General features: G+C 47.4%; 17 protein-coding genes. 4 read left to right on the plus strand and 13 right to left on the minus strand.

Translation table 11 applies throughout. The features are described from left to right. Nucleotides 1-155: 155 nt before the first annotated feature. The 3 genes from aqpZ to JFT56_RS05355 all read right to left on the minus strand — a co-directional run bounded on the left by aqpZ (nt 156) and on the right by JFT56_RS05355 (nt 3,829). A complete protein-coding gene (gene aqpZ / locus JFT56_RS05345; RefSeq protein WP_198782662.1) occupies nt 156-851 on the minus strand; it encodes an aquaporin Z in 696 nt (231 codons plus the stop codon). A 440-nt stretch (nt 852-1,291) separates the two neighbouring features. Then, complete coding sequence (locus JFT56_RS05350) at nt 1,292-2,401, minus strand: anhydro-N-acetylmuramic acid kinase (RefSeq protein ID WP_198782663.1); 1,110 nt, start codon at nt 2,399-2,401, stop codon at nt 1,292-1,294. A 33-nt stretch (nt 2,402-2,434) separates the two neighbouring features. Continuing rightward, complete coding sequence (locus JFT56_RS05355) at nt 2,435-3,829, minus strand: peptidoglycan DD-metalloendopeptidase family protein (RefSeq protein WP_198782664.1); 1,395 nt, start codon at nt 3,827-3,829, stop codon at nt 2,435-2,437. 126 nt (nt 3,830-3,955) lie between these two features. On the opposite strand from JFT56_RS05355, the gene tyrS reads away from it, so the two are divergent. Then, the gene (tyrS, locus tag JFT56_RS05360) at nt 3,956-5,149 is read left to right on the plus strand and encodes a tyrosine--tRNA ligase (protein ID WP_198782665.1); all 1,194 of its coding nucleotides are present in this window, start codon (nt 3,956-3,958) and stop codon (nt 5,147-5,149) included. A gap of 105 nt (nt 5,150-5,254) precedes the next feature. Here the strand turns inward: tyrS and JFT56_RS05365 are convergent, their stop codons facing one another. The 8 genes from JFT56_RS05365 to gltB all read right to left on the minus strand — a co-directional run bounded on the left by JFT56_RS05365 (nt 5,255) and on the right by gltB (nt 15,181). Further along, entirely contained in the window at nt 5,255-5,683 is a 429-nt protein-coding gene (locus tag JFT56_RS05365) for a hypothetical protein (protein ID WP_198782666.1), read from the minus strand. Nucleotides 5,684-5,807: 124 nt separating this feature from the next. Continuing rightward, complete coding sequence (locus JFT56_RS05370) at nt 5,808-6,299, minus strand: nuclear transport factor 2 family protein (protein ID WP_198782667.1); 492 nt, start codon at nt 6,297-6,299, stop codon at nt 5,808-5,810. Between the two features lies 1 nt (nt 6,300). Further along, entirely contained in the window at nt 6,301-6,927 is a 627-nt protein-coding gene (locus tag JFT56_RS05375; protein WP_198782668.1) for a trimeric intracellular cation channel family protein, read from the minus strand. Then, entirely contained in the window at nt 6,924-7,301 is a 378-nt protein-coding gene (locus JFT56_RS05380; RefSeq protein ID WP_037459213.1) for a DUF2721 domain-containing protein, read from the minus strand. Before JFT56_RS05380 ends, JFT56_RS05375 begins: the two co-directional genes overlap by 4 nt. A gap of 56 nt (nt 7,302-7,357) precedes the next feature. Further along, entirely contained in the window at nt 7,358-8,347 is a 990-nt protein-coding gene (locus JFT56_RS05385) for a cobalamin biosynthesis protein CobD/CbiB (RefSeq protein ID WP_198782669.1), read from the minus strand. Nucleotides 8,348-8,371: 24 nt separating this feature from the next. After that, entirely contained in the window at nt 8,372-9,082 is a 711-nt protein-coding gene (locus tag JFT56_RS05390; RefSeq protein WP_198782670.1) for a 5'-methylthioadenosine/adenosylhomocysteine nucleosidase, read from the minus strand. Between the two features lie 237 nt (nt 9,083-9,319). Continuing rightward, nucleotides 9,320-10,726, minus strand: a complete 1,407-nt coding sequence (locus JFT56_RS05395; RefSeq protein WP_198782671.1) for an FAD-dependent oxidoreductase — start codon at nt 10,724-10,726, stop codon at nt 9,320-9,322. Nucleotides 10,727-10,732: 6 nt separating this feature from the next. Beyond that, nucleotides 10,733-15,181: a glutamate synthase large subunit gene (gene gltB, locus JFT56_RS05400; RefSeq protein ID WP_198782672.1), complete on the minus strand. Its 4,449-nt coding sequence runs from the start codon at nt 15,179-15,181 to the stop codon at nt 10,733-10,735. Nucleotides 15,182-15,767: 586 nt separating this feature from the next. Between gltB and JFT56_RS05405 the strand changes: the two genes are divergently transcribed. The 3 genes from JFT56_RS05405 to oxyR all read left to right on the plus strand — a co-directional run bounded on the left by JFT56_RS05405 (nt 15,768) and on the right by oxyR (nt 18,397). After that, a complete protein-coding gene (locus tag JFT56_RS05405) occupies nt 15,768-16,697 on the plus strand; it encodes a TIGR01212 family radical SAM protein (protein ID WP_198782673.1) in 930 nt (309 codons plus the stop codon). Nucleotides 16,698-16,879: 182 nt separating this feature from the next. Continuing rightward, the gene (locus tag JFT56_RS05410; RefSeq protein ID WP_198782674.1) at nt 16,880-17,245 is read left to right on the plus strand and encodes an Hpt domain-containing protein; all 366 of its coding nucleotides are present in this window, start codon (nt 16,880-16,882) and stop codon (nt 17,243-17,245) included. A 240-nt stretch (nt 17,246-17,485) separates the two neighbouring features. Next, on the plus strand, nt 17,486-18,397 hold the full coding sequence (oxyR, locus tag JFT56_RS05415) for a hydrogen peroxide-inducible genes transcriptional activator OxyR (RefSeq protein WP_198782675.1): 912 nt from the start codon (nt 17,486-17,488) through the stop codon (nt 18,395-18,397). Nucleotides 18,398-18,401: 4 nt separating this feature from the next. On the opposite strand, the gene JFT56_RS05420 is transcribed toward oxyR, so the two are convergent. Both JFT56_RS05420 and mutH read right to left on the minus strand, forming a co-directional pair. Further along, a complete protein-coding gene (locus tag JFT56_RS05420) occupies nt 18,402-19,469 on the minus strand; it encodes an adenylate/guanylate cyclase domain-containing protein (protein ID WP_198782676.1) in 1,068 nt (355 codons plus the stop codon). 122 nt (nt 19,470-19,591) lie between these two features. Continuing rightward, nucleotides 19,592-20,263, minus strand: a complete 672-nt coding sequence (mutH, locus tag JFT56_RS05425; protein WP_198782677.1) for a DNA mismatch repair endonuclease MutH — start codon at nt 20,261-20,263, stop codon at nt 19,592-19,594. Between the last annotated feature and the right edge of the window lie 552 nt (nt 20,264-20,815).

Consider the following 20,815-nt stretch of genomic DNA (forward strand, 5'->3'; position numbering starts at 1 on the left):
ATCTCTTTGGCTTGGATAGGGCGAAGCTTGTTGGGTCCCTAATATAAAAACTAGGCACAGCAAAATTCACCGGTTGGTTAAATGGTAACATTAGAGTGGGATTAGAAAAAGAACAACAGCGCCGAGAAGGCGCCGTTGTGCTGGATCTTCGGCTTTTATTTAGCCGAGTTGAAATAGCGATAGATAAAACCTGCCAATATGGCGCCGACAATAGGTGCAACCCAGAATAACCAGAGTTGTGATACCGCCCAATCACCGACAAACAGTGCCGGGCCTGTGCTACGCGCGGGGTTCACCGAAGTATTGGATACGGGAATACTGATCAGGTGAATTAAGGTTAAGCCTAGGCCTATGGCTATCGGAGCAAAACCTTTGGGGGCGCGCTCATCGGTGGCACCTAAAATAATGATCAAGAAGAACAGCGTCATAACGATTTCACAGATCATGACCGACAGCATGCTATAGCCCCCCGGTGAGTGCTCAGCAAAACCGTTAGAGGCAAATCCCCCCGCGAGTGAAAATCCCTCTTGCCCAGAAGCGATGAGGTATAAGATGCCTGCGCCCGCAATCCCGCCTGCGACTTGGGCAATAATATAGGGCAGCAGCTCAGCGGCGGGAAAGCGTCCACCAGCCCAGAGGCCAAATGACACCGCAGGGTTGAGATGGCAACCCGAAATATGACCTATGGCAAAGGCCATGGTGAGCACCGTTAATCCAAAGGCAAGCGAGACGCCGAGTAAACCTATGCCCACCTCGGGAAATGCGGCGGCAAGTACCGCACTGCCGCATCCGCCGAGGACTAACCATAGAGTTCCAATAAATTCCGCCGCCATTTTTTGTGACATGTTCATCGGTTAATTTCCTATTATTTTAAAGGTGCACTTTGTTAAAGAGGCATCCTTATTCCTAAATTGACCACCTACGCTGAGATCGAGTGTGAATGGTGATTCGGCACTGGATCCCATAGTAAGGGTCGTTCCCTTAAACTCATATTTGTCATCGTTATGATGAAATGCTCGCATCGCGCCAATTTGGCAAGCGCATCCATGATAAAGATAGCGAAACTTAATTAAGCTTCAGTGACTAATGATAGACGGATTTAAAATGACCGATGATTTTCTTAAGATAAAAGCGGAAATAAGCAGGATAGGGGGCGAACATAAGAGCCTCATTTAGACACTCTTATGCCAATATTTACTCGATTGTCCTAGGCATTAGCTCGCAGAGTCACATCGATGTTTAAGCGTCGATGTGACTCTGCGATGAACTCTGTGATGAACTTTGCGATCTACTACTTGGCGCTAAATCGTCCGCCGAGTACGGCTTCGCGGGAGGCACCTGTAACAGCAGGAAGATTGGCGGGTAAGCCTAAGTGATTGCGCATGGCGAGCCACGCAAAGGCGATGCCTTCGGCCCATTTGGGATCGACGCCAAGGGCTGAGGTGGTATCCAAGGTATAACCTGGTAATAGGGCGGCAAGACGTTGCATCAGTTGGCCATTAAATGCGCCGCCACCACAGACGAATAACTCCCCTTCATTGGATAACTTAATAATATCCTGAGCGATACTGTGGCAGGTCAGATCCAATAAGGTCGATTGAATATCTTCCTCATCGAGATGATTAAAGGGCGATAATTGCTGTTCTAACCAAGCTTGATTGAATAATTCTCGGCCCGTACTCTTAGGGTAAGCAAGGGAGAAATAAGGGTGTGATAGCAGTTGAGCTAATAGGTCTGGGTCGGTTTTGCCGGACGCAGCCCATTCGCCATCTCTATCGAAGGACTCACTCTTAATGTGCTGGATCCAAGCATCGATAAGCGTATTCCCTGGGCCCGTATCAAAGCCGATCACATGCTCGCTATTGCCGGGAAGGTAAGTCACATTCGCTATGCCACCAATATTTAAAATGATGCGCTTTTTGCCTATTTCGGCAAAGGTTTGCTGGTGGAATGCCGGCACTAAGGGCGCACCTTGACCACCTAAGGCGATGTCTTTACGGCGAAAATCCGCAATCACATCGATACCCGTTTCGATAGCTATGGTATTGGGATCACCAATTTGCAGGGTAAATCCCACCTCGAGGTTTGGCATGTGGCGCACGGTTTGGCCGTGACTACCAATGGCGATAACATCTTCTTTCGCAACAGCACATTTCGCCAGCAGATTGTTGACCGCCAAAGCAAACAACTCGCCGACATTGCGATCTAGGCGACCTAAACGGTTAATTTCATCCGCGCCGGGTAAACATAAACGCTGTAAGCCTTTGAGCAAATGGCTTGGAATGGCTTCAGTATGGCTGGCGATAAGCTGTGGCTGCGGGCCAGAAAAGTCAACTAATACCGCATCGACGCCATCCATGCTGGTGCCTGACATCAGTCCAATATAATAAGCATTTTTCATTGGGAGGAGTCCGTCCTGTCGTTATTGCATTCGTTATTGCATTGCCAATTGCGTTTGCTTGTTTTGCGAAAGTGTAGTCATCAATTGCTGGCTGAGTGCATCGAATTGATTCTTTTCTTTTCTCGCAATTGATTCCGCTTTAGGCAAAGTCACCGTTCTTGGGTTGCGGTGTACACCATTGACGATGAACTCATAGTGTAAATGCGCGCCTGTGACGCGGCCTGTTTTACCTAAAGTACCTATGACTTGGCCTTGCTTAACGCTGGCACCTTTACTGACATTACGTTTTGTGAGGTGTAAATATTTAGTGGTGTAGGTATCGTTATGTTTAATAAACACATAGTTACCGTTGAATTGATTATAGCCCGCCTCGATGACGCGCCCGCTACCCGCGGCTTTAATCGGTGTGCCAATCGCCGCCACATAATCCACTCCGCGGTGGGCTTTCACTTGCCCTGTAACTGGGTGTAAACGCTTAGGGTTAAAGTTGGAGCTGACGTACTTAAAATCGACCGGTGAGCGCAGGAAGGCTTTGCGCATACTCGTGCCGTTTTCTGAATAGTAGTTACCATCGGTATAGCGAATGGCGGTATACCGCTCATCTTGGTTGACGAACTCTGCGGCTAAGATATTGCCATTACGCAAAAACTCACCATCGGCATATTCCTGCTCGTAGATGATGGCAAAACTGTCGCCTTCACGCAGATCTAAGGCAAAGTCGATATCCCAGCCAAATACCGTCGATAATTGCAATATCTGGTTTGCAGACATGCCGGCATCGACGGCGGCGTTCCAGAAGTTGCTCTTAATCTTAGCGCTGGTGAAGTGGGTGCGGATCTCCACATCTTTCTCGGAGACTTTTTCAAAATATTGCTCTTGGTTCTTTGTGATGACCAGCGTTGAAATCGCATCGATGCGGTAGCGCACTTCGGTTAAATCACCGTTGGCATCCTTGGAAATCACAATTTCTTCGCCGGGCATAATCTTGAGTAAATTTTGCTTGGCTAAAGGCAATTGGGTGATTTCATAAACGTCTTTACTACTTAGGCCTGCGCGATCAAATACCGCGGCTAAGGTGTCGCCGTTTTTCACGTTGAAATGCTCAACATCCCTATGGTTGGCACTTTCTTGGGATTCAGTTGCTCCCTTGCCAGCAGCGAGTGCCTCACTTGACGACAAAGGGACTGCATTGGCGGGGGCATTATCCGATGCCTCTTCCTGCAACTCTGGGCGCTCTGGTGAGCGAAAGGCTAATGGGACATCGTAGCGAATGTTAGTATGTTGTTCATCTATAGCCGTTGTTTGTCTCGAAGCCTGGGCTTCTTCAGAAGGTAAGAGCATGGTTATCATAGTGATAACAGAAAGAATGCTGAGGAGAATTTGATGCTTTTTAGGCAACAATTTAAATAACGTAATAACCTTTCCCATTGACGCCGATACCGATAACCTGAGGCTTGAATAATCCCGTTAGTGTACACACTTTCAATTGTGCTGGCTAACAAGTAACATAAGTCTCCTCTTTTTATGATCATGGCCTTAGGAGTCCCCGCCGAGATGGCTGATTTAGACCAAGTATTAGCAGAAATTAGACGTGGTACCGACGAGATTTTACTCGAAGCGGATCTGCTGGAAAAACTCAAAGAAGGACGTCCGCTTCGTATCAAGTTAGGCGCAGATCCTACCGCACCGGATATCCATCTTGGACACACAGTAATTTTAAATAAATTAAGATTATTCCAAGAGTTAGGTCATGAAGTCATTTTCTTAATTGGTGACTTTACCGGTATGGTCGGTGATCCAAGTGGTAAAAATAGCACTCGTCCACCACTCACCCGTGAACAAGTATTAGCCAACGCTGAGACCTACAAAGAGCAGGTCTATAAAATCCTCGATCCAGCGAAAACCCGTATCGAGTTCAACTCTAGCTGGTTAGAGCCTTTGGGCGCCGCGGGAATGATTCGCTTAGCGTCACAGCAAACCGTTGCCCGTATGATGGAGCGCGATGACTTTAAGAAGCGTTATGCTTCTGGTCAATCGATTGCCATCCATGAATTTATGTACCCGCTGCTGCAAGGTTATGACTCAGTTGCCCTCAAGGCCGACGTTGAATTAGGTGGGACTGACCAAAAGTTCAACCTGCTGATGGGGCGTGAGCTGCAAAAAGCCGAAGGTCAAAAACCCCAAGCTGTGATCATGATGCCGCTGCTCGAAGGTTTAGACGGCGTGAAGAAAATGTCTAAATCGGCCCACAACTATATTGGCGTGAGTGAACCCGCTAATGAAATGTTTGGCAAGCTGATGTCTATTTCGGATGACTTAATGTGGCGCTATTTTGAGCTGTTGTCATTCCGTCCATTGGCCGAAATTGAACAGTTCAAACAAGATGTGGCCAATGGTGCTAACCCCCGCGACATTAAAATCGCCCTGGCGAAGGAAATCATCACACGTTTCCACGATGAAGCCTCAGCCGACAGCGCACACCAAGCCTTTGTTGATCGTGCTAAGGGCATGATCCCCGACGATATCGAAGACATCGAGTTAGCCGCGGGTGAAGGTATTGCGATTGCTAATCTGTTGAAAGATGCAGATTTAGTGGCATCGACATCGGAAGCGATGCGGATGATCAAGCAAGGTGCGGTGAAGATGGACGGTGAGAAACTGGACGATAGCCGTATGATCTTATCTGCTGGTACTGTCGCAGTATTCCAAGTGGGTAAACGTAAGTTTGCCAAAGTGACTTTGGTTTAAGCCATAAAGTTGGCTTTGGTTTAATGTTTAAACCACAGACGTTACAGAAACAAAAAGAGCGCCTTAGGGCGCTCTTAGTTTTTAAGGCTTTTAATTCCACAAGATTTAAGGGGCTGTGTTGGCCTCATGTTCGGCAATATTGCATCTGTCGGTGCCAAAATGTTGTCCATCACTGCATTTCCACGCTAACTGCGCCGAATCGACCTGCCACTGTTTCGCATTTTGTTTGAGGGAGATAATCAATAACATCTGTGGGTGTTGTTTGGAGAGTTCACTCACTTGATAGGTTAAAATACCGTCTTTATTGGTTTGGGTTCGTACTAAAGTGAATTTATTGCCTGCGTATTGGCTGCTTATTTTACTGGGATCCTTGGACCAAGCTTGGTGTTGCTCCTGGGCGATACGTAATTGCTGATTGAAATGACTGACGGGCTGAACGGCATAGGAAACGATAATGGGCTGTAATGCTTGGGCTTTAGGTGCCAGCATTAAGCCATTCAGGGCGAGTAGGGCAATTAGTCCAACAAACTTCATACAAACCTCATTGAAACGAAACGGCTTAGCCAGATCTGAGGCATCTAGGCTCAGCAGTATTGACTCACTGTTGAGTTCGACTCATTTTTAAGGCTCAAGTTTCAATGCGGTGTAAATTTTGTGATTACTGCATCGCTAATTGGTCAGACATAGTCTGGTAATCGATAAGATCCACATGCTCAGTCACCCTATGATTGAGCATATCTAACTTAAGGCTGGTGACTCCAGGTATCGCCACATCGATAATTTTGCCGGGTTTACCGAATTGCTCACCCGGTCCCTTGAAGTGGTAGTTTCCTATCATCACTACGAGTGAACCCGCGTTATACATATGTTCGACATTGAAGTTATATTCCAGCACTCCCTCATGGGCGCGTTCTAAAAAATCGATAATAAAACGCCCGCCGGTGTATTTACGATTGGCGGTTTTGTCGAAGAAAACACTGTCGCGGTTATAGAATTTTCTGAGGGTCTTGTAGTCGTGTTCAGTCAACGCATTCATATATTTTATGGCTAACTGCTGCTCCTGGGGCATTTCACCTGAGTTGGCTTGCACCGCAGCAGGATTGAGGGCCAGAACAAAGATAAAACACCAAATAAGACACAATATTCGCAAACTATTCCCTCTTGGTTTTGAGATCAAAGGCTGGTAACGACAGGTGCCATTTAATTGCGCTTAAGCGGATAATCAATGCACAGGTCATTGCCAGAAACAGCGCCGTTTTTTCCCCCATACCGTAGTGCAAACTCACGGTATAGCCAATACCACCGATAATGGATGCGGTGGCATAGATTTCTGTGCGTAACACCATAGGGATTTGTCTACACAGTAAGTCTCGAATAATGCCTCCTCCCACGCCCGTGATCAAGCCCATCACCACGGCAATCATGCCACTCAATCCCATATTGAGGGCTTTTTCGGCGCCAATAACAGTAAACAGTGCTAAACCTAGGGCATCGGCTACGGGCAAAGTGTATTGCGGCACCTTACGTGGGCGACGTACTAACAATAAGCAAGCTATCACAGTTGCGAGTATGACTATGATGTAGTTGGGATCGCGGATCCAAAAAACCGGTGTTGCTCCTATCAGTGCATCACGGATACTGCCGCCGCCAATGGCCGTCACCGAGGCGAGTACAATCACGCCAAAGGGGTCCATCCTGTGGCGACCCGCGGCGAGGGCACCGGATAAGGCAAATACGGCTGTACCACATAAATCAAAGAAATAGATCCAATGGTTCATTTACTCATCTCTTTGATATGAATGTTCAATGCATCTACAGAGATACGGATTTCGATCACCGATAAAATCAGCGAGTAGAGTAGCAGTAACAAACTGGCACCAAAGATCACTGAGCCGGTTTTGTTAAAACCGATATAAATAAAAATCATGCACAGCACGCACAGGGCAAAACTGGACACGCCCGCTTCCTGCATCCTGCGAATGATACGGATCCGTTGGCTTAAGTTTTTAATTTGATCCTTATGAACGGGTTTTTCTCCGTTGCTTAGGGTGCGGATCAATGCGGCAAGGGCAAAAAAACGATTAGTATAAGCCAATAGTAACAATGAGATGGCCGGAAATAACAAGGCCGGAGTTGTTAATGAAACATGCATATTTTCGAGCACGATAGTCAGCCTTTAACTTCACGTTAAGATAAGTGGGCATCATATCACAGGCTTTGTAACCAACGTAAACCCGCCCAAAGTAATGGCAGTAGAATGATAAAGCTAAACCAAATTGCACAGGCCCTAGAGGTGAGTTTCAGTGCTGGCGCTATGGTATCGCTTGTCGGCAGTGGTCCATGGCTTATCCTAGGGATATCAATGCGTTGACCCACCAGTTTTTGTGGCCCGCCAAGCTCAATTTGTAAAATGCTGGCGACTAGGTTGACACTCAATACATAGCCCCGCAGCGCAGGGTGATTCTTCGGGATACTAAACAGTTTGGCTAAGGCCCTAGGGCCGCCCTGAATGGCTATCGATAGACTCCAGAGCCAAGCGGGAATGGCGAGCAGCACAGTCGATAAACTATTGGCTGTGCTGCAAAAGTGTTGATACTGCGGCTGTATTGGTGGCCAGCTGAGTTCCAATTGTTTAATCATACGTACCGCCAGCACCATAGGTGCGCCGGCGATGGCAAAAAAGAAAATTGTCGAAGCCGTGCCATAAATAGGCGCTGTAGAGAGTTTTTCAATCGTGGCTTTGGTTAAGCCGACTTCCGAGAGATTATCCGTATCACGGACAACCCAAGGTTGGAGTAACTTTTTTGCGCTGGCATTATCCTGACGTTTGAGTGCTTTAGCGATTTCATCTGCAACTTGGCTAAAACCCGCGTCACCTAAGCATAGATAGAGGACTAAGAATTCGAAAAACCATGGGAATGCAGCGAGTTCGAGTAAAAAAGTGATGATGGCCCAAAAGGGAAATACCAGCAGCAACATAGCCAAAAAGCCCGCCGTTGCCTGCTGACTCGGGGAGCGCTCTGGACGATTAACTTTGGCAGCCAGTTGTTTGGCTAAATGGGTAAACCAAATGAGTGGCTGCATTTCCCGGGGCAGGGGCGCGAGGCGCGCGAGCAGTAGGGCGAAGAAAAGTACCAAAAAGCCTTCAAACAAAGCCCCATCAATTTCGACAAGCTGTTGATAAAAAGAACTGTGCATTCGGTACTTTCCGCTGAAGTGATATTAGTTTACTGAGCTTGGCTGTAATTGCTCGAGCAATAACATCACCATCAACGCCGAGTGGTAACCCGCTTTGACAAGGTAAGAGTCAAAGTCCACTGGTGAGTCATTGTTCGCATTATCAGAGAGTGAACGGATCACGACAAATGGCACGCCAAATTGGTGGCATACTTGAGCGATTGCCGCGCCTTCCATTTCACAGGCGGCCATAGTCGGGAAGTTTTTGAGCATGGTTTGGGTGCGAACAGGATCGCAAATAAAGCTATCGCCAGTACAAATTAATCCTTCAATCGCTTTGACTTCACCTAACTGGGCAATCGCTTTGTTCGCCGCTTCAACCAAATATGGCGCAGGAATAAAGGCCGCGGGTTGCTGCGCCATCTGGCCAATTTCGTAACCAAAGGCGGTAACGTCCACATCGTGGTGGCGAACTTCCGATGAAATTATAATATCACCAATGGCTAGGCTATCGACAAATCCACCGGCAGAACCTGTGTTGATCACCGCATCCGGCGCATATTTCTCAATCAGTAGGGTGGTGGCGATACTGGCGGCAACTTTTCCTATGCCAGAGCGAGTCACTACTACGTCTTTGCCTGCGAGGGTTCCAGCAATAAATTCAATACCAGCAATGGTTTGTGATGAGGCGTTTGTCATAGCCGCAATAAGATGGGCAACTTCTGGCTCCATTGCGCCAATAATACCAATTTTCATGGGAGACCTTTTTTAATTCAACACTTAAGAGTGGGACTGCAGAATGTTCGCTAATATAGCACACAGTTATGTGCTGTCGTTATGCCGAGGTATGATTAGGCAGGGATAAAAACGGGCAGAGGTAACGAAAAATGCGCCCTAAGATGCGCACTTTTGCTTCATTCGATTGCGATAAGACACTGGTAAATGGCTGGACTCGTTTGCACGAGTCCGAGGCTGAACAACAGAAATAGACAATTAATCTAAGTAGTTAAGAATGCCTTGCGCCGCATCGCGACCTTCGGCAATCGCGGTGACAACCAAGTCTGAACCGCGCACCATATCGCCGCCAGCAAACACTTTCGGGTTAGTGGTTTGGAATGGGTTTTCATCTAGCTTACTCGCCTTGACTCGGCCCCATTGATCAAGCTCAATCCCATATTCAGCGAACCAAGGTGCGGGGCTAGGTTGGAAACCGAAGGCGATAATAACGGCATCGGCTTCGAGTAGCTGCTCGCTACCCTCGATGACTTCAGCCCGTTGACGCCCACTCGCATCGGCTTTACCCATCACAGTTTCGACACATTCGACACCGAGCACTTTGCCATCTTGGGTTTTAATTGCCACGGGTTGACGGTTAAATAGGAAGTTAACCCCTTCCTCCCGCGCATTTTGCACTTCGCGGCGTGAGCCTGGCATATTCGCTTCGTCACGGCGGTAAGCGCACACTACGCTGCTGGCGCCTTGCCTAACTGCGGTGCGTACACAATCCATCGCAGTATCACCCCCACCGAGCACCACCACACGTTTCCCCTCGAGATTAAGATAAGGAGTTTCTGGGTTTGAGGTGCCCATTAAATGATGGGTGTTACCAATCAAATAGGGTAGGGCTTGGTAGACGCCTTGGGCCTCTTCACCCGCAAGGCCCGCTTTCATCGCGGTATAAGTTCCCATTCCGAGGAAGACTGCATCGTATTCTTCGAGCAGTTTAGCAAATGGGATGTCCTTACCCACAGTAACACCGAGTTTGAACTCAATGCCCATGCCTTCTAATACGCTGCGACGGGTCGCCATAACGGCCTTGTCGAGTTTAAAAGAGGGGATACCGTAGGTGAGTAGGCCACCAATTTGGGGATATTTATCAAAGACGACGGCTTTTACCCCATTACGGGCGAGTATGTCTGCGCAGCCAAGACCCGCAGGGCCTGCGCCTACAATGGCCACACGCTCAGGGCGTGGTGTGACTTTGCTCATATCGGGACGCCAGCCTTGGGCGATAGCGGTATCGGTAATGTATTTTTCAACATTACCGATAGTCACGGCGCCAAAGTCATCGTTTAAGGTACAAGCGCCTTCGCAGAGTCTATCCTGAGGGCACACTCGGCCGCAGATTTCGGGCAGAGTGTTGGTCTCATGCACTAAATCCGCCGCTTCCATGATTCGGCCCTGCTGCGCTAGCTTCAGCCAGTTAGGAATATAATTGTGTAGCGGGCACTTCCATTCGCAATAGGGGTTACCGCAATCTAGACAGCGATCCGCTTGCTCAGCCACTTGAGACTGAGCAAAAGGCTGATAAATCTCAATAAACTGAGTCGCACGCTTTGCCGCAGGGTGTTTAGTGGGGTCTTTGCGACCCACTTCAATAAATTGAAAATCGTTACTCATGCGCCATTACCCCGCTTTTACGACTAATTCTGGGTTTGATTGCTCTAACTTGAGCAGATCTGCAACCGCAATATTTTTAGGTTTAACTAATACAAAGCAATCCAACCAGTTACCAAAATCACTCAGGATCATCTTGGCATGCTCACTGCCCGTTTCGGCGACATGCTCTTCAATTAAGCCTTTCAAATGTTGTTGATGGATCGGGGATTCCAGCTTTTGAGTATCGACAAGCTCAGTGTTCACACGGCGATTAAAGCGGCCGAATTGGTCGAACACATAGGCAAAGCCGCCCGTCATTCCCGCGCCGAAGTTCACCCCGGTTTTTCCAAGCACAACCACAATGCCGCTGGTCATGTATTCGCAGCCGTTATCGCCAAGCCCTTCGACCACGGCAATCGCACCTGAGTTACGCACCGCAAAACGTTCGCCCGCTTGGCCGGCGGCGAAGAACTTGCCGCCCGTCGCGCCGTAAAGGCAAGTGTTACCGACAATGGCGCTACGCTCGCTTTGGAATGGACTACCCAGCGGTGGATAAATCACTATCTTACCGCCAGACATGCCTTTACCTACGTAGTCGTTGGCATCACCGCAGAGTTTTAACTCAAGCCCTGGGCTGTTCCATACACCAAAGCTTTGACCAGCACTGCCATTAAAGCTCAGCTTAATCGGTGCCTTAGTGCCTTTCACGCCGAGTGTGCTCGCGATATAACCCGACAGTCTTGCTCCCACTGAGCGGTCGGTGTTATTGATGCTGTAAGCGGCATCGAAAGATTCGCCCTTATCGACAGCACTTTGGCACTCGTTGAGCAAATGTTGATTGAGTAGCCCTAAATCTGCGGGTGGATTGGTTTCCTGCCAAGTACGGGCTGTGCTGGCTTTGACCTTAGGCTGATACAGGATCGGCGCTAAATCGAGTCCGCGTTGCTTATCGGTTTGGCCTTCTAAGGTATGTAGCCACTCACTACGGCCCACTAAGTCTTCAAACTTACTGACCCCAAGGGTCGCCATCCACTCGCGGACTTCCTCGGCGACAAACTCAAAGTAAGTCATCACTCGCTCTGGCAGGCCGTGGTAGTGGTTGTCGCGCAGGTTTTTATCTTGAGTCGCCACGCCAGTCGCGCAGTTGTTCAAGTGGCAAATTCTCAGATACTTACAGCCAAGGGCGATCATAGGCACAGTACCAAAACCAAAGCTTTCGGCGCCTAATAACGCGGCTTTAATCACATCGGTGCCAGTTTTTAGGCCGCCATCGACCTGCAGACGAATTTTATGACGTAGACCATTTTCCACTAGGGATTGATGCACTTCGGCTAACCCTAGCTCCCAAGGGCTGCCTGCATATTTCACTGAGGTGATTGGGCTGGCACCTGTGCCGCCGTCATACCCTGAAATCGTGATCATATCCGCATAGGCTTTGGCCACGCCGGTGGCGATAGTGCCTACACCGGGTTCAGACACAAGTTTCACTGAAATCAGCGCTTTAGTGTTGATTTGTTTTAAATCGAAAATCAGCTGGGCTAAATCCTCGATAGAGTAAATATCGTGGTGTGGCGGTGGTGAAATCAGGGTCACTCCGGGGCGCGCGTGGCGCAGTCCGGCGATTTCAACGCTGACTTTATGGCCGGGTAGTTGGCCACCTTCTCCGGGTTTTGCTCCCTGGGCGACTTTAATCTGCAACACATCGGCATTGACTAAGTAGTGCGCCGTGACGCCAAAGCGTGCCGAGGCAATCTGTTTAATCGCAGAGTTGCGTTCCGTATTAAAGCGGCGTGCATCTTCGCCGCCTTCACCTGAGTTAGAGCGGCCGCCTAAGCGGTTCATCGCAATGGCTAATGCCTCATGGGCTTCTGGGCTTAAGGCGCCGATGCTCATGGCCGCGCTATCAAAGCGAGGATAGAGTTGTGATGCTCCTTCGACCTTAGCGATATCGATTGCTGTTTGTGTGCCCTTGATACCGATTAAGTCGCGCAGTGTGGCAATAGGGCGATTGTCGACGAGTTCAGCGAATTTTTTATAGGTCGCGAAGTCTTTGTCTTTCAATGACGCCTGCAAAGTGTTGACCACATCAGGGTTAAAACAGTGGTATTCACCGCCTTCAACATATTTCAGTAAGCCGCCTTGAGGCAGTGCTACGTGGGCGCGGTAAGCTGCCTTATGCAGTAGCGCTTGATCCTGGGCGATATCGGCAAAGCTTGCGCCTTCGATACGGCTTATTACGCCCTTAAAGCACAGTTCAATCACATCCTTGGCAATGCCTATGGCTTCAAATTGCTGGCTACAGCGATAAGAACCCACAGTGCTGATGCCCATTTTAGACATGATCTTACGCAGACCCTTTTCAATGCCATAGCGGAAGTTCAGCATCAAGGCCGTGGTATCGCTAAGATCATGGCGCTTCGCGAGATCTGAAATTGATTCATACACTAAATACGGATAAATCGCCGTAGCCCCAAAGCCGAGCAGTACGGCAAAGTGGTGTGGGTCCCGCGCAGATGCGGTTTCAACAATGATGTTGGTGTCGCAGCGCAGGCTCTTATTGACCAGCATTTGTTGCACCGCACCTACCGCCATTGCCGCGGGGATGACTTGTACAGACTGACCAATTGCGCGGTCAGATAGAATTAGCAATGTGGTGCCGCTGCGGGCTAAACGCTCGGCTTCTGAGGTGATGCGACGAATGGCGTTTTCGAGCCCTTCCTTCGGATCGTAATTTAAATCGACGATATTGGCGCGATAGTAAGTGCTATCTAGGCCAAGTAACTGATTAAAATCACTGAATAATAAAATTGGCGAGTTGAACATCACGCGATAAGCGTGCCCTGTGGTTTCATTAAACAGGTTTTGTTCGCGGCCGATACAGGTCGCCAAGGACATCACGTGTTTTTCACGCAGAGGATCGATAGGCGGGTTAGTGACCTGAGCAAATTTTTGCCTGAAATAGTCGTACAGTGAGCGAGATTTTTTCGACAATACCGCCATAGGGGTATCGTCACCCATGGAGCCAGTGGCCTCTTCACCCTGTTTAGCGAGAACCCAAATAACCTGCTCTAATTCTTCGCGGGTATAACCAAATTGCTTTTGATATTGCAGCAATTGCTCGTTACTCAACTCACTGGCACCGTGTTGCTCTGTGGTGAGTTGCTCTGCTGGGACCAAAGTGCGGCTGTTTTTTGCCATCCATTCTTTATAGGGATGGCGACGCTTAAGATCGTTATCGATTTCAAAGGATTGGTACAGGCGGCCGTTCAAAGTATCGAGCACTAATAACTCGCCGGGCCCAACACGGCCTTTTTCGATCACTTCATCGGCGGCGTAATCCCAAATGCCGACTTCGGAGGCTAAGGTCAAAATACGATCTTTAGTGATCACATAGCGTGATGGACGCAGACCGTTGCGGTCAACGGCACAGGCGGCATGGCGACCATTGGTCATCACAATACCGGCCGGGCCATCCCAAGGCTCCATATGCATAGAGTTAAAGTCGTAGAATGCTTTTAATTCGTCGTCCATTTCTGGATTACTTTGCCAGGCCGGCGGGATCAACAATCGCATGGCACGGTATAAATCCATGCCACCGGATAACAGCATTTCCAGCATGTTATCTAGGGATGACGAGTCTGAGCCCGTTTCATTCACAAAGGGCGCAGCCTGTTGCAAGTCGGGCAACAGCGGTGAATTAAACTTATAGGCGCGGGCGCGGGCCCATTGACGGTTACCCGTAATCGTATTGATTTCGCCGTTATGGGCTAAATATCTAAAGGGCTGAGCTAATGGCCATTTAGGCGAAGTATTGGTGGAAAAACGTTGATGGAACAGGCAGATAGAACTTTTTAAGCGAATGTCAGCCAAGTCGGGATAAAACGCGGGCAAGTCCACAGGCATCATCAGGCCTTTGTAGACGATCACTTGGCCAGACAAACTGGCGACATAGAAGTCTTTGTCGTCGATGATTTGCTGCTCTAAGCGGCGACGCGCCATATATAGGCGGCGCTCCAAATCTTTTTCACGCCAGCCGATAGGGGCGTTAATCAGCACTTGGTAGATTTGTGGCAGGCTAGCCTTACCGATTTCACCGAGCACATCGGGATTGACGGGGACCTTGCGCCAGCCCGCAATGCTCAGGGTTTCACGTTCGAGTTCACGCTCAAGGATAAACTTAGCTTGGTCGGCCAATTCATCATCTTGACTTAAAAACAGCATACCTACGGCAAACTTGCGGCTTAAATGCCAATCATTTTCCGCTGCTATCGCTTCAAAAAACTGTACGGGCAGTTGCATCAATAAACCACAGCCGTCACCTGTGCGACCGTCGGAGGCGATACCGCCACGGTGCTTCATGCGATCGAGGCCATGGATAGCCGTGCGCACGATACGATGGCTGGCTTCGCCATCCATCTGTGCTATCAACCCAAAACCACAATTGTCCCGCTCAAAACTGGGATGATATAAGCTCATACAAAAACCTCCCTAGACCTCAACTAATTACTACTCGGGGAGAAATGTAAAGACTTTCTATAGATATGCACCCGAACCACCCAAATTAGCCTGAGATTCACTAAAGGTCAAACCAAAATTTTGCATAAAATATGGGTATTAATTCATGTTTTATACACAAAGTACAATTAGCTTACGTTAACGTTAACTGATAAAAATGCTGTATAACGTTATGAATAAAAAGAATTTTAAAAATAACGATACTCGTGATTTACTAAAGTGTAACATTGGTGGTGATTGTTTTTGATTTAGAAATAGTGATTTTTATTGCAAATACAGTGGTGATATAAAAATTTAAAATAAGTGAATGGTTATTCTTTTTGGTTGTGCGTTAAATCACAAAATGTAAATGAAGTGGGAACTGTGGCTCAGGTTATTGCAACTAGCACTGACTATCGAGCAGGAATTTGACTTGTCGCTAAAAAACTAAGGTCAGCTTTGTTTACAATAGGATTTTTATTTTGTTTACCCTGCTTTTTTGTTTGCAACTTGCGGTTTTATCTTGGTTATTTTAAATGAAACGATATGAAATTCGGCGGATGACGTAATGGGGCTCGATGCATATGTCAACACATTCGGCGCCGTGTGTAAGGCTAAATATGGTGAGAGGTTGCGTAAGCTAACGATAGATGCCCAGTTCACTTGTCCTAACCGGGATGGCACCCTTGGGCGTGGAGGCTGCACTTTTTGCAATGTCGCTTCTTTTAGTTATCAGCAAGCGGAAATGCTCAGCATCAGTGAGCAGTTAGAACAGGGGAAAGCCCGTTATAAAGAGGCGAAACCTAAACTGAATGCTGATAAATTTATCGCGTATTTTCAGGCTTATACAAGTACCTATGATGAGTATCAAGTGCTGATGGCCAAATACGATGAGGCGGTTAAACACAGTGAGATTGTCGGCCTTTGTGTCGGCACTCGTCCCGACTGCGTGCCAGATAATGTCTTAGATTTATTAGCGAGTTATCAGCATAAGGGCGTTGATGTGTGGTTGGAGCTTGGGCTACAAACTGCAAACGACAGGACGCTGCACAAGATTAATCGCGGACATGATTTTGCCTGTTATTCTGATACCGTTTCGCGGGCCAGAAGTCGAGGGTTAAAGGTGTGTACTCACCTTATCTTAGGTTTACCCGGTGAAACTAGCCTCGATTATATGGCGACACTACAGGCTGTGCTGGCGCAGGGAGTTGATGGTTTAAAGCTTCATCCTTTACATGTGGTTGAGGGCAGCACCATGGCGAAGGCTTGGCGCGCGGGACGCTTACCCTTACTCAGTATCGAAGAGTATGCCGCGAGCGTTGGAGAGCTTATCCGGCATACACCAAAAGAGATCATTTTTCATCGCGTCACTGCCTACGCAAAAAAACCAATGTTATTAGCCCCCGATTGGTGCGCCTATCGCTGGGATGGTTTAGTGGCGATTGTGGATAATTTGCAGCGTTTGGGTGGACAAGGGGATGCATTAGAGGGACGATGATAGCCACAGCATTTGGCGATGAATGCGACAAATTGACAGTATTTACTTATTTAAATGGTTGATTATTTGTTAAATAAAAGTCTTGTTGGACAACAAATGCCGCTATAAGTTGCACAGACAATTTTAGTGGGTATCATGTCATAAACTCATGTTAAGCATTGGACTACTTAAGGGGGGCCTAGATGGCCACAGTTGAATTAGAAGCAATCCTAGACCTCAATACTCTGGAACAGTACTGTAGTGCCATTGGCGCGGGGACATTACTTAAGAGTGTGGTGTTATTTGAGCAATTAATGCCTGAATATGTGGGGAACCTAGTAAAGGCTAACGATGCTGCAGACAAAGATACCCTCTGCTCCGAAGCCCATAAATTTAAAGGGGCGGCGGGATCCGTTGGTTTAAAACGCATTCAGCAGATTGCTCAATTACTGCAACACGGCGAAGAAGCGCGTTGGGATGCAGAACACGGCTCTTGGGTCGCCCAGATTGTTGAGTTTGCCAGTGCCGATTTACAACAACTCAAGTTATTCCTACAGGCTAAGGCCTAACATTAGCTTGATTTCCATTGGCGCAGTGATTATTTAAATCTTGAGTTAAGCTGCGCCAATTCATCTGTTTCTTTCCCCCCAGCATTGATTAAGTTTGCCCTAAGTTGACAGTCTTTGTTTGCAAACTATGGAATATCGATTCTGCTCACAGTCCTGATAACTAATGCCAGCCTATTGTTGCTCATTTGTGCTAGAGTAGATTTAATTTTCTAATCCATAACCTTAGTGGCAATCGATAAAATGAAAAGCTTACCTAGCCTAAAAAATTTATTTTATTTGGTAAATCTCCATCAAGAACAAAATTTTAACCGCGCCGCTAAGGTGTGTTTTGTCAGTCAATCAACCTTATCTAGTGGTATTCAGAATTTAGAAGAGCACCTTGGGCACCAATTGATTGAACGGGACCATAAGTCCTTTATGTTTACCGCCATTGGTGAGGAGGTCGTGCAGCGCGCCCGTAAAATTCTCACCGATGTGGATGATTTGGTCGAACTGGTGAAAAACCAAGGCGAACCTATGACCGGGGATATTCGTTTAGGCTGTATTCCTACCATCGCCCCGTTTTTATTGAGCCGAGTGGTACGCCAATGCCAGCAGACTTACCCGGCAATGAGTCTATTACTCAAAGAGGATACGACGGAGCGTTTACTCGATGCCTTAGGTAAAGGGGAGTTAGATTTACTTATTCTTGCTCTACCTGTTGATACCAGCGGTTACCACAGCATGAAGGTGGGAATCGATCCCTTTAAGATGGTGATCCATAAAGATCTCGCGGGCGGCATTCATCAACCCATTGATTATCAAGCTTTGCCTGACGAGAGTATCTTTCTCTTACAGAGCGAGCACTGTATTACAGGCCATGCCATTACCGCTTGCCAACTGGGTGATAGCGCTAAGGTCAATCCCTTTGCGGCGACGAGTTTGCACACCTTAGTACAGATGGTGAACAGTAAACTCGGAACGACTTTCTTACCTCAAATGGCTATAGATGCGGGTATTTTAAATGACACCGATTTAGTGGTGATGACACCACCGGGTGAAGCGCCATATCGTGATATCGGCTTAGTCTGGCGACAAACGACCAGTCGTATTTTAACCTTCCGCACTTTAGGGCTAATGATCCAAAAGCTGCTGGCTAAAGATACGGAATAATGGCTTAAAGAGGGGAAACGCCAAACACTTCAATCGAGTGTTGTTTTCCCTTGAGTTTGACGGGCCCTAAGGGGGACAGGCGATACTCACTATTCGGATTATCTAAGCGTCCTGCGAGTGCACCTGAAATTAACATACGTTGCCCGAGGGGATTACACTGATCTTGCAGCCTTGCTAAGGTGTTGAGTACGTCACTAAAGAAGCTAATTTCCTGTTTTTGCACCCCAACAACAGCCGCTACCACTTGCCCACAGTGGGCCGCCGCCTTGAACTTAGGCACAAAACCGTAGTGCTCTTCAAAGTAACGTCTTTGCCAACTGAGTTGCTGGCTAAACTCAAAATAGATATTCATGCAGCGGTCGTGTACTACGCCTTCTTCCAATGGCCAATGGATAAGCACTGCGTCGCCCATATAACGATAAATTTCGGCTTCGTTATTCGTTACTGTATCCGAGAGTAAGCTAAAACTGTCTTGAATTAAGCGACTAAAGCGATAATCCCCGAGGGATTCAGCGTGTGTGGTTGAAGCAACCATATCTAAATACAGGAATAAACGCTGTTCATAGCGGGGTTTGTGGTATTTACCCAATCCAATGTTGAGCAAAATACGTGGCCCCACCAGGAGTGCCATTTGTTCGACAAAGGCTAAACTCACACGCACCACGACTAAATAAACAATTAAGGCTTGAAACGAGGGGCTGTACAGAATATGTGCCGTCAGCATCTGTCTTAAGGTCGACATATGGTTTTCAATGGCCCACATATTTAAAAACTGGGTCATGTACGCCAAGGTCGTCGCACCTAATAACAGGAATAATCCTTTGAAAATAACTGAAAATATATAGGGTAGGCGATTAATCGCGCTGAAATCGGCAATCAGGTTTGACATCCAATGCAGGCTACCGAAGATAATCCCCATGTACACTGCAAGTGTCGCGAGATCGGCTGAGCCTACCGCCCATTGGGGCAGTTCTGGTGATTGTGCATATCGAAAAAACACGAAAGCAGCCATGGCAATCGCCCAAGCTAAAATCGCAAAAAGAAGTTTTTTCGCTTGTCTACGTGTTCTCACTACTCGATTTTTATCCGAATACGGCCATTACTTCAGGATGCCGTAGTTTATAGAAAATCATCACTAAAGTACCAGTGATATTTGTGATCTGGATCAATACAAGTCTATATTGCTACGAAAATTTAACCAAAAACTTTATTTAGTATCATTGCTGTAAAAGCTGTCTTCAAATAGAAACCGCGGGGATTGGTCATCTTGAGACTGCCGTCCTCGGCAATGCTTTGGGTCAGAGCCTTACTATTGGCCGCTTTAGGGCGTAGTTGTAATACTTCACCGTGGCGGGCGGTGAGCTTCTCAACTTTACCTAGGGCGATAAGCTCCATGATTTCTTCCCAATCCTGTTGCAATAAATATAGCTCCTGCGGATCTGGCTCCCACAGAATGGGTGTCCCAATTCGCCGCTCACCAACGGGGATTTGCCGTTCTCCCTCGACGGGAACCCAAAGTACCCGTTGCAGCTTGTGGCACACTAAACTGTTTTGCCAGGTGAGCCCTTCAATGTTGATTAGCGGGGCGACGCATACATAAGTCGTTTCGAGGGGTTTTCCCTGTGTATCGATAGGAATCGTCTTAAGCTCAACACCTAAATGTAAAAAATCCTGTTCCGGCTTTGAACCCGCTGTCGCCCCTAACTCCATTTCAATTAACTGACCGACCCAACCCTTATCACGTTTAAGATCCTTGGGGACGGGAATGCCTCTCTGAGCCGCAATTTGGGCCAAGCTAATGCCCGCCAGCATATGGGCGCGATCGAGTAACTCGGTAAGATTCTGGGGAGGAATTATGGGTTTCATAGGGGAATTTTACTGAAAAATAAGCGCTTAGCAACAGTGGTTAAAAAGTGAGCTGCAAAATGAATATCTGTACCTTAATCGGTGATTAAGTTTAACTATATGATTTAAATGATGATATTGAATTGATTTCTATCAGGTAATAAAAGTGTCCAAAGTTACTCTCGGCTTTCCCTTGCGTTCCCCACATAGTTATCCACAGATATTATGGATAACTCCTCAAAACCGGCTCTTTAACCCAATAAAAAGTCCAAGTCAATGGTAAAAACTGCGCTAATTTAACCTAAGTGTGGACAATTTTTTGTGTGTTCTGTGTATAACATTGGCACTAATTTAAGAAATAATCACCACAACCTACATGGGTTAAAAAATAACCTTTAATGGTGTTTTGTGTATTAAACTACAGTGACTTTTATTTATGTATATGAATTTTATGATTTTATATCTTTTTGGGGCAAAGCTGAAAACTAAGCTTAATTGACGTTTTTTGAACGATCTAACAAGTTCACGGGAGTTTCAAACAGAGATATCCACAGAAAATGTGGATATCCCCCA

The sequence above is a fragment of the Shewanella putrefaciens genome (assembly GCF_016406305.1).
GTDB classification, from domain to species: Bacteria; Pseudomonadota; Gammaproteobacteria; order Enterobacterales; family Shewanellaceae; genus Shewanella; species Shewanella putrefaciens_C.